At 69.7% G+C, this 9377-nt stretch carries 9 protein-coding genes; 4 read left to right on the top strand and 5 right to left on the bottom strand.

Annotated features, from left to right (window positions below; translation table 11 throughout):
- On the top strand, positions 1–1016 hold a 1016-nt coding region (locus BN11_RS09590; RefSeq protein ID WP_327152856.1), incomplete at its 5' end, for a DNA gyrase C-terminal beta-propeller domain-containing protein.
- Positions 1016–2029: a LacI family DNA-binding transcriptional regulator gene (locus BN11_RS09585; RefSeq protein ID WP_048697059.1), complete on the top strand. Its 1014-nt coding sequence runs from the start codon at positions 1016–1018 to the stop codon at positions 2027–2029. The genes BN11_RS09590 and BN11_RS09585, both read left to right, overlap by 1 nt.
- Before the next feature lie 28 nt (positions 2030–2057).
- On the opposite strand, the gene BN11_RS09580 is transcribed toward BN11_RS09585, so the two are convergent.
- Both BN11_RS09580 and BN11_RS09575 read right to left on the bottom strand, forming a co-directional pair.
- Positions 2058–3539, bottom strand: a complete 1482-nt coding sequence (locus BN11_RS09580) for an APC family permease (protein ID WP_048697056.1) — start codon at positions 3537–3539, stop codon at positions 2058–2060.
- Between the two features lie 194 nt (positions 3540–3733).
- Positions 3734–5848 carry a DNA gyrase/topoisomerase IV subunit B gene (locus BN11_RS09575; RefSeq protein ID WP_048697053.1) on the bottom strand — a complete coding sequence of 705 codons (2115 nt, stop codon included), beginning with the start codon at positions 5846–5848 and terminating at the stop codon, positions 3734–3736.
- A gap of 236 nt (positions 5849–6084) precedes the next feature.
- Between BN11_RS09575 and BN11_RS09570 the strand changes: the two genes are divergently transcribed.
- Positions 6085–6303, top strand: coding sequence for a DUF7455 domain-containing protein (locus tag BN11_RS09570; RefSeq protein WP_048697050.1), 219 nt, complete (start codon positions 6085–6087; stop codon positions 6301–6303).
- A gap of 5 nt (positions 6304–6308) precedes the next feature.
- The gene (locus BN11_RS09565; protein ID WP_048697048.1) at positions 6309–6815 is read left to right on the top strand and encodes a DUF456 domain-containing protein; all 507 of its coding nucleotides are present in this window, start codon (positions 6309–6311) and stop codon (positions 6813–6815) included.
- A gap of 95 nt (positions 6816–6910) precedes the next feature.
- Here the strand turns inward: BN11_RS09565 and BN11_RS09560 are convergent, their stop codons facing one another.
- The 3 genes from BN11_RS09560 to BN11_RS09550 all read right to left on the bottom strand — a co-directional run.
- Complete coding sequence (locus BN11_RS09560; protein ID WP_048697045.1) at positions 6911–7318, bottom strand: DUF3040 domain-containing protein; 408 nt, start codon at positions 7316–7318, stop codon at positions 6911–6913.
- A 148-nt stretch (positions 7319–7466) separates the two neighbouring features.
- Positions 7467–8687: a DNA polymerase IV gene (gene dinB / locus BN11_RS09555; RefSeq protein WP_048697042.1), complete on the bottom strand. Its 1221-nt coding sequence runs from the start codon at positions 8685–8687 to the stop codon at positions 7467–7469.
- 12 nt (positions 8688–8699) lie between these two features.
- On the bottom strand, positions 8700–9377 hold a 678-nt coding region (locus BN11_RS09550; RefSeq protein ID WP_048701161.1), incomplete at its 5' end, for a methyltransferase domain-containing protein.

Below are 9377 nucleotides of genomic sequence, written 5' to 3'. Positions count from 1 at the left end.
AGGTCGCCGACGACCCGTGCTGGGTGCTGCTGTCCAGCTCCGGGCTGCTCGCGCGCACGGGTTCGGCGGATCCCATCCCGGCCGAGGGCGGGCGCGCGAAGCACGACGCCATCGCCGGGGCGGTGCGCACGTCCGCGCGCGGCCACTTCGGGATCGTCACCTCGGCCGGGCGGATGGTCCGGGTCTCCGCCCTCGATCTGCCCACCCTGGTGCCCACCAGCGGGGCCCCGAATCTCGCCGGCGGCACGCCGGCGAAGATGTATGTCGACCTGGCCCGCGGGGAGCGCATCCTGACCCTGGCCGGGGTCGAGCCCGGTGGCCCGACGCTCGCCCTCGGCACCGCGCAGGGCGTCGTCAAGCGGGTCGTGCCCGACTATCCCCTCGGCCGCAGCGAGTGGGAGGTCATCGCCCTCAAGCCCGGCGACCAGGTGGTCGGGGCCGCGCAGGTGCCGTCGGAGCAGACCGACCTGGTGTTCATCAGCGCCACCGCGCAGCTGCTGCGCTTCCCCGCGAGCAGTGTGCGCCCGCAGGGGCGGGCGGCCGGCGGGATGGCGGGAATCCGGTTGGCGCCCAAGGACTCCGTGGTCTTCTTCGGGGTCGTCGATACCGGGTCGGAGGGGATCGTCGTCACCGCGTCGGGTGCCTCCGATGCGCTGCCGGGCACCCAGGCCGGGGCGATCAAGGTCGCGCCGTATGAGGAGTATCCGCCCAAGGGGCGCGGCACCGGTGGCGTGCGCGCCCACCGTTTCCTCAAGGGCGAGGACGTCCTGGTCCTCGCGTGGGCCGGCAACACGCCGGCCCGGGCGTCCGGGGCGAACGGGGCTGCGTTGGAGTTGCCGGCGGCCACGGGCAAGCGGGACGGATCCGGGTTTGCCGGGACCGCGATCATCGCCGCTATCGCCGGCCCGGTGCCCGACGCGACGCCGGTGCTTGCCGGGGGCGACTCCGGTGACGAAACTGGAGACGCACCATCACAGATACCGGCGGCGCCGGAACGAGACGAACCCGAGGGCTGATGACCACGATCGCCGATGTCGCGAAGCTGGCCGGGGTCTCGGTCGCCACGGTCTCGCGCACCTTGCACGGGTCGACGCGCGTCGAACCGCGCACGCGGGAACGGGTGCTCGCGGCCGCGGCGGAACTGCACTATGTGGCCTCCCCCACGGCGACGTCGCTGGCGTCCGGGCGCACCAATGTCGTGGCCGTCGTCGCCCCGATGATGAGTCGGTGGTTCTTCGCCTCCATCGTGACGACGATCGAGCAGGCGCTGCGCGAGCACGGCTACCACACCCTGCTCATCGTCCTCGGCGACCGGCCCGGACAGGAGCAGGAGCGGCTCCAGCCGGAGATGTTCGTCAAGCGGGTGGACGGCATCCTCTGGCTCAACGTCGCGACCACGCCCGAGGAGACCGCCCTGCTGGAGCGGCTCGCGTTGCCGATGGTGTGTGTCGGCGCGGCCATCGACGGAGCACCGACCGTGCTCATCGACGACCGACAGGCGGCCCGGCTGGCCGTGGAGCACCTGCTGGGCCTCGGGCACCGCGATATCGCCTATCTCGGTACCGCCGTGCAGTCGACGGCCCACATGTCGACGCCCGCGGCGCGGGTGGAGGCCTTCCGCGACAGCCTGCGCGTCGCCGGCCTGCCGGTGCACGCGGAGTGGGTCCTCGACATCGACTGGACCGCAGCGGCGGCCGCGGCGGCGATCGAACCGGTGCTGCGTGGCATACCCCGGCCCAGTGCGGTGCTCGCCGCCTCCGACGAGATGGCGATCGGGGTGCTGGGCACCGCCCGGCGCCTCGGGCTGCGGGTGCCGGAGGACCTGTCGGTCATCGGCATCGACGACCACACGTTCGCCGGCGTGCTCGGGCTGAGCACGGTGCGCCAGGACGTGCCCGCCCAGGGCCGGGCGGCGGTGACCATGTTGCTCGAGGCGATGAACGCGGAAGACCTCGACGGCGACCCGGTCAGCCGCATCGAACTCGCCACCTCCCTGGTGCCCCGGGACACGACGGCTCCGCCCCCCTGAGCGGGAAACGGGGCCGGGGGCGACCCGGTCAGTTGTGGGTGTCCATGTGGATGTCGAGTTCGTCCGGGTCGCGCAGGTATGTTTTCTTGGCGAAGAAGAATCGGTTCGCGATCCAGGTCAGGGCCCACAAGAACACGCCCAGGGCGAGCAGGTAGCCGGCGATCTTGTATTGCTCCTGCTGGGCCTCGCTGCGGGCCCACGGGCCGGCGAGGAAGGCGCAGGAGATCGCGCCCACGATGGGCAGGACCGAGGGTGCGATGAAGTGGCGATGCCCGACGTGGTCCTTGCGCAAGATCAACACCGCGATGTTGACCACCGTGAAGACACACAGCAGCAGCAAGGCCGTGGTGCCACCGAGCAGCGAGACCGTGCCGGAGCCGTCCTTGCTGCCGCTCGCGCGGACCACATAGGTGATCAGGCCGAAGGCGATCGCCGTGGTGAACAGGATGGCGACCCACGGGGTCCGGCGCGACTTGTGCACCCAGCCGAGCACCGGCGGCAGGACCTCCTGGCGCGCCATGCCATAGATCAGGCGGGAGGCCATCAGCATGTTGATCAGCGCGGAGTTGGCGACGGCGAACATGCCGATCCAGGGGAAGATCTTGTCGAACGGCATGTTGGGGGCCCCGGCCGCGACCACCTGCGTCAGGGCCGAGCCTTCACCCGGATCGGCGAGCTTGCCCACGGGCACCAGGGCCACGGCGGTGAGGGAGACCAGGACGTAGATCGTGCCGGTGATCCCCAGACCGGTGAGCATCATCCGGGGGAAGTCGCGGATCGGGTCCTTGCACTCCTCGGCCATGTTGACCGAGTCCTCGAAGCCGACCATCGCGAAGAAGGCGAGCGAGGTGGCCGCGGTGATGGCGAAGAAGGTGCTCTTGTCGCTGGGGCTGTCGAAGACCATGGTCTGGGAGAAGTCGGCCTTGCCCTGGGTGACCGCCCACATTCCGATGAAGATGACGAGCAGCAGACCGGAGAGCTCGACCAGCGTCAGGACGACATTGGCCTTCACGCTCTCGCCGACGCCCCGGAAGTTGATGGCGGCGACGACGGCCATGAAGGCGAGCGCGATCAGCAGCAGGGGCGTCGACCCGGCAGCCCAGTCCTCCTTCTTGCCGAAGGCATCGCGCAGGAAGCCGGCGAAGGCGTTGGAGGCGGTCGAGGCCGACGTGATGCCGGAACACATGACGGTGAAGGCCACCAGGAAGGTGAAGAAGTGGATGCCGAACGCCTTGTGCGTGTAGAGGGCGGCGCCGGCCGCCTGCGGGTACTTCGTCACCAGCTCCAAGTAGGAGAAGGCGGTGATCGTCGCGACGACGAAGGCGACCAGGAAGGGTGCCCAGGCGGCGCCCCCGACCTCGCCGGCGACGGAGCCGGTCAGGGCGTAGACACCCGTTCCGAGGATGTCACCGACGATGAACAGCAACAGCAGTTTCGGACCGATGGCCCGGTGCAGCTCGGTGTCACCGCCCGCGGGGCGCTCGTCGACCTCGTTCACGGCGTGACTCATGTCGCGCTCCCTCCGACATCACTGTGCACCCGCCGGGTGCGGGTCCTGAGCGGTCAGGATGGCAGCAAACGGGTGCCGCGTGTGGTGTGCGACACACCATAGTTATCGCATCTGTATCAAACGACCCTCCCGTCACACGTGTGTGACGGGAGAGCCGTCGGCGGCGTCCTTGCCGATCCCTCCCTGGTGCCGGATCAGGCGTCGATGCGTTCGCGGTCGAGGCGGGCGGCCCCGGCGACGATGAAGTCGCGGCGTGGGGCGACCTCGTTGCCCATGAGCAACTCGAAGGTGATCGCGGCGTTCTGGGCGTCCTCGGCCGTCACACGGCGCAGCGTGCGGTGCAGCGGGTCCATCGTCGTCTCGGCCAGCTGGTCGGCGTCCATCTCGCCGAGGCCCTTGTAGCGCTGCATCGGCTGCTTGATCGTGCGTCCCCGCTTGGTCAACGCCGCCACCTGCTGGCGCATCTCGCCCTCGGAGTAGGTGTAGATCAGGTCGTTGGGCTTGCTGCCGGGGTTGACGACCTCGATGCGGTGCAGGGGTGGGACGGCGGCATACAACCGGCCGGCCTCGACGAGCGGACGCATGTAGCGGAAGAACAAGGTGATGAGCAGGGTGCGGATGTGGGCGCCGTCGACGTCGGCGTCGGTCATGATGATGACCTTGCCGTAACGCGCCTGCTCGACGTCGAAGGTGCGTCCCGACCCGGCCCCGATGACCTGCATGATCGCCGCGCATTCGGCGTTCTTGAGGGTGTCGGCGACCGAGGCCTTCTGGACGTTGAGGATCTTGCCCCGGATCGGCAGCAGCGCCTGGAACTCGCTCGACCGGGCGAGCTTGGCGGTGCCGAGGGCGCTGTCGCCCTCGACGATGAACAACTCCGTGCGCGAGGTGTCGCTGCTGCGGCAGTCGGCGAGCTTGGCCGGCAGGGTCGAGGACTCCAGGGCGTTCTTGGCGCGCTGGGTCTCCTTGTGCAGGCGCGCGGAGATGCGCGACTTCATCTCGGCGACGACCTTCTCGAGCAGCAGACTGCCCTGCTGCTTCTCGCCCTTCTTGGGGTTCTCGAAGCGTTGCGTGAGCTCCTGCTCGACAACCCTGGCGACGATCTGGCGCACCGCAGGAGTGCCGAGCACCTCCTTGGTCTGCCCCTCGAACTGCGGCTCGGCCAGGCGCACAGTCACGACCGCGGTCAGGCCGGCGAGGATGTCGTCCTTGTCGACCTTGTCGGTGCCGACCTTGAGGCGGCGGGAGTTGACCTCGAGCTGCTTGCGGAAGACCTTGAGCATGGCCTGGTCGAAGCCCATGATGTGGGTGCCACCCTTGGGGGTGGCGATGATGTTGACGAAGGACGCGACCAAGGTGTCGAAGCCGGTCCCCCACCGCAGCGCGATGTCGACGCCGCATTCGCGCTCGACGTCGGTGGGCGTCATATGGCCCTTGGCGTCGAGCACCGGGACGGTCTCGGTGAAGGTGCCGGTGCCCTGCAGCCGCCAGATGTCCGTGACGGGCGGGTCGGTCGCGAGGAACTCGGCGAACTCGCTGATGCCGCCCTCGTGGTGGAAGACCTCCTCGTGGGGGCCGTCGGCGCCGAGGGTGCCGGGCAGGCCGCGGTTGTCGCGGATGACGATCTTCAGCCCCGGCACGAGGAAGGAGGTCTGGCGAGCCCGCGAACGCAACGCCTCGTCGTCGAACTGGGCGTCCTTGATGAAGATCTGCCGGTCGGCCCAATAGCGCACCCGGGTGCCGGTGCGGGCGCGGGCGACCTTGCCGACGATGCGCAGGGTGGGGGTTTCTTCGTATGGCGCGAACGGGACCTCGGGATCGGGGGCACCTTGATCGGCGAAGACGCCGGGCTCGCCGCGGCGGAAACTCATCGCGTGCGTCTTGCCGCCGCGGTCGACCTCGACGTCCATCCGCGCCGAGAGGGCGTTGACGACGGACGCGCCCACCCCGTGCAGGCCGCCGGAGGCGGTGTAGGACCCGCCGCCGAACTTCCCGCCCGCGTGCAGCTTGGTGTAGACCACCTCGACGCCGGTCAGCCCGGTGCGCGGTTCGATGTCGACCGGCACCCCACGCCCGTCGTCGCCGACCTCGACCGACCCGTCGGCGTGCAGCGTGACGGTGATCGTGCTGCATACGCCCGCCAGCGCCTCGTCGACCGAGTTGTCGATGATCTCCCACAGGCAGTGCATCAGGCCGCGGCCGTCGGTGGATCCGATGTACATGCCGGGACGCTTGCGGACCGCCTCCAGGCCCTCGAGGACCTGCAGGTGGTGGGCGGTGTAGCTGGTGTTGCGGCTCGCGCCGGGCACGGGCGGTGTCCTTTCTGTCTGATCTGCGCCTCACCGTAACCCGGACCCCCGACAGCCGCCGCACACGCACCGGGCGACGCGCCGCATACCAAATCGGGACGCGCCGCACGCCCAATCTGCTGGCCCGGGAACGAATCGCCGTGTTTGACTGTTGGAACGAGCGACGCCGGGACGCCCCGACGTCACCCGCATGTAACACCCCGAGTCCACGCTCGAGGCACAGAGAGAAGGTAACCGTGAACGCCGCATTGGCCCCGTCCTTGACCGCAGCCGACCGCTGCGACCGCTGTGGCGCTCAGGCATATGTGCGCGCGCGGCTGCACGCTGGTGGCGAACTCCTCTTCTGCCTGCACCACTCCCGCGAACACCTGCCCAAGCTGCGTGACCTCGCGGTCATCGACGACGAGACCGAGCGCCTCATCGAGACGCCGGAGTTCACCGGCGAGCCTTCCTGAGCAGCGTGCTCTCCCTCTTCGGCACGGCCGGGAGCGCCTCGATCTGGGTCCCCGGCCTGCTGATCGTCGCCGGCATCCTCGGGATCATCGTTCCCGTCATCCCCGGCCTGCTCATCGCCGTCGTCGGCGTGCTGATCTGGGCCCTCGACCTGGGCACCACCACCGGCTGGGTCGTCTTCGGCATCTGCCTCGCGATCTACGCGGCCGGCCTGGCCTTGCAGTTCCTGCTCCCCGGCCGCCGGATGAAAGCGGCCGGCATCGGCACCTCGACCCTCCTGCTCGGAGCCTTGCTCGGCATCATCGGCTTCTTCGTGATCCCCGTCATCGGCGGCCCGCTCGGCTTCGTCCTCGGGATCTATCTGGTCGAGATGGGTCAGTCCCGCGACCGCGCGCAGGCCTGGGCCCAGACCAAGGTCGCCCTGCGCGGGGTGTTGCACAGCATGGGGATCGAGTTGATCGCCGGTATGTCGGTGCTGACCACGTGGATCGTCGGCGTCCTGATCACCCGGTGAGCCGAGGAACCTCTGCTAGCAAAGGTTCCTGAAATCAGCACAGCTAGGGAGGTCTGCGGATTTGACGAACCTGTGCTGAGTCGGATGCGACGGGCTTACCAGCCTGAGTTGTGGCGGCGCTCCCAGCGCTCTTCGAGGCGCTCCATGAAGCCGCCGCTCCGCTGGCCCTTCGGGGCGCGCTTGGCCTTGGGGCTGCTGGCGCGGACGCTGCCGTCGACCTGGACGGTGCCGAGTTGGACGGCTTTCTTGCGCGGCGGCGCGAAGGCGTAGGCGAGCGAGGCGACCATGACGAGGAAGCCCAGTGCGCCGACCACCCAGGTGGTGTTGACGCCGAGCAGGACGAGACCGAGGCCGGCGAGCACGCCAACGGCACCGATGACGTGGTGGCGGTGCGAACTGCGGCGCACGACCGACTTCATCTGCGACGCGAAGCGAGGGTCTTCGGCGTAGAGGGCCTGCTCCATCTCGTCGAGGAGCTGCTGTTCGCGCTCCGACAGCGCCATGGTGGCCTCCCCACGGGATCGGTCCCGGCCGGTGGCCGGGCGGTATGCACTAAAGACGTCCGAAACGGGTCCGGTAGTTCACCATTGTGACCCATTTCGCTGTGTGTCAAGGCCAGAGTATGTCGCGAATTTCGTCGAGGGAAGAGTGTCAATCCCGACGTAACAGACTGGCGGGGCCTACACTGCCCGATCCGAACCGCGCGGAGGCCCGGTCGACGGCCCGGTCGGCGTCGCGCCACCCGAACTCCGGCTCCGCCAAGGTGGGCTGGACCGGCGCGTTCGCCCCGCGCACCAGCCCCTCCATCCGCACCCCCACGAGACGCAGCCGGGCCCGTTGCAGGCCCAGCGCGTCATACAGCGACTTGGCCGTGGCATAGATCTCCTGCGTCACATCGGTCGGATCGCGCAGCGTCTTGGCCCGGGTGATCGTCGTGAAGTCCGCGAACCGGACCTTGATGGAGACGGTGCGCCCGACCAGGCCGGCAGCGCGCATCCGTGAGGCGGTCTTGGCGGAGAGCCGCAGCAGCTCACGGTGGATATATGCCGGGTCGTCGACGTCGACGGGGAAGGTCTCGTCGGAGCCGATGGACTTCTCGCGATGCACCGGCTGGACGTGCCGGGGATCGCGCCCCCAGGACAGCTCGTGCAGGTGCTGCCCGCCGGCGTCGCCCAGGGCGCGCTTGAGGGTGGCGAGAGGGGTATGGGCGATGTCGGCGACCGTCACCAGGCCGAGCCGCCCCAGGGCCTCCTCGGTCTTCTCCCCCACCCCCCACAAGGCGCCGACGGGCAGTTGTTGGACGAATCCGACGACCTCGGCGACGGGGACCACGAGCAGGCCGTCGGGTTTGCACAGACCGGAGGCGAGCTTGGCGACGAACTTGGTAGGGGCGACGCCGACGGAGCAGGTGACGCCTTGTTCGTCGTGGACGGTGTCGCGGATGAGCTGGGCGATGGTCGCGGGGCTGCCCAGGCGGCGTACTGCCCCGCTGATGTCGAGGAAGGCCTCGTCGAGGCTGAGCGGCTCGACGATCGGGGTGATGGCGGCGAAGGTCTCCATCACCGCATCCGACATCCGGGAGTAGAGCTCGTGATCGGGGCGCAGGATCGTCGCCTGCGGGCACAGCCTCCGGGCGCGGGCGATGGGCATGGCGGAGGTGACGCCGAAGGCGCGGGCCTCGTAAGTGGCCGACAGGACGACCCCGCGGGTCTGCCCGCCGATGATGACGGGGGTGCCTTTGAGGTCGGGGCGCGCGAGCAGGGAGGCGGAGGCGAAGAAGGCGTCCATGTCGACGTGCAGGACGGTGCAGCCGGTGTCGTCGGGCGACTCGTTGCCCGCTCGCGGCGGGGGCTTGAACTGGCGGCGGCTCATCGGCGCGCTTCGCTAGTTGTGGCGGCGGGCCACCACGTGCAGGGCGGACCCGATCTGTCCGAGGATGCCGAACTCGGGGTGCGTGGCCACGGCCTGCTCGAGCGCGACGAGGGCGCCCCGCTCGGAGTCGGACTCGAGATAGACCGACGGCACCAGGTCGCTGAACAGGCGCACGCCGTGGCTGTCGACGACGGTGAAGCCGGCGTGGGTGACCATCCCCTCGACCTCGGCCTTGTCGAAGCGTCGCGGCAAGGGGTCGGTGCGACCGTAGCGGCCGTCCTCGCTCTCCAAGGCGGCGCGCGCCTGGTCGAACTGACCGGCGAGGGCCCGGGCGAGGACCGCGGCGAGACGCTGGGCGGTGACGACCGAAAGGTGCCCTCCGGGGACCACGACCTCGCTGATACGCCGCAGCGCCCGCTGCGGGTCATCGATCACCTCCAGCGTGCCGTGGACGGTGACCAGGTCGACGCGGGCCTTGAGGATCGTGCGTAGGTCGTCGGCGTCGCCCTGCGTGGAACGCAGATTGTCGCTGACACCGGCCTCGTCGACCCGGCGGCGCAGGGACGCGAGCGCGTCGGGGCTCGGGTCGACGACGATGACCTCGTGACCGGCCTGGGCGAGGGGCACGGCCATACCGCCCGTGCCGCCGCCGAGATCGAGCACCCGCAGCGGCCGACCGAGCTCGCGCCG

This window comes from Nostocoides australiense Ben110 (genome assembly GCF_001050535.1).
In the GTDB taxonomy this organism is placed as follows: Bacteria; Actinomycetota; Actinomycetes; order Actinomycetales; family Dermatophilaceae; genus Nostocoides_A; species Nostocoides_A australiense.
This window is presented reverse-complemented; position numbering and strand designations above follow the sequence as displayed.

Bases quoted from the DNA above. Each gene is read 5' to 3' on its own strand.
- BN11_RS09585 (WP_048697059.1), top strand. From the start codon at position 1,016: ATGACCACGATCGCCGATGTCGCGAAGCTGGCCGGGGTCTCGGTCGCC.
- BN11_RS09580 (WP_048697056.1), bottom strand. From the start codon at position 3,539: ATGAGTCACGCCGTGAACGAGGTCGACGAGCGCCCCGCGGGCGGTGAC.
- BN11_RS09560 (WP_048697045.1), bottom strand. From the start codon at position 7,318: ATGGCGCTGTCGGAGCGCGAACAGCAGCTCCTCGACGAGATGGAGCAG.
- dinB (WP_048697042.1), bottom strand. From the start codon at position 8,687: ATGAGCCGCCGCCAGTTCAAGCCCCCGCCGCGAGCGGGCAACGAGTCG.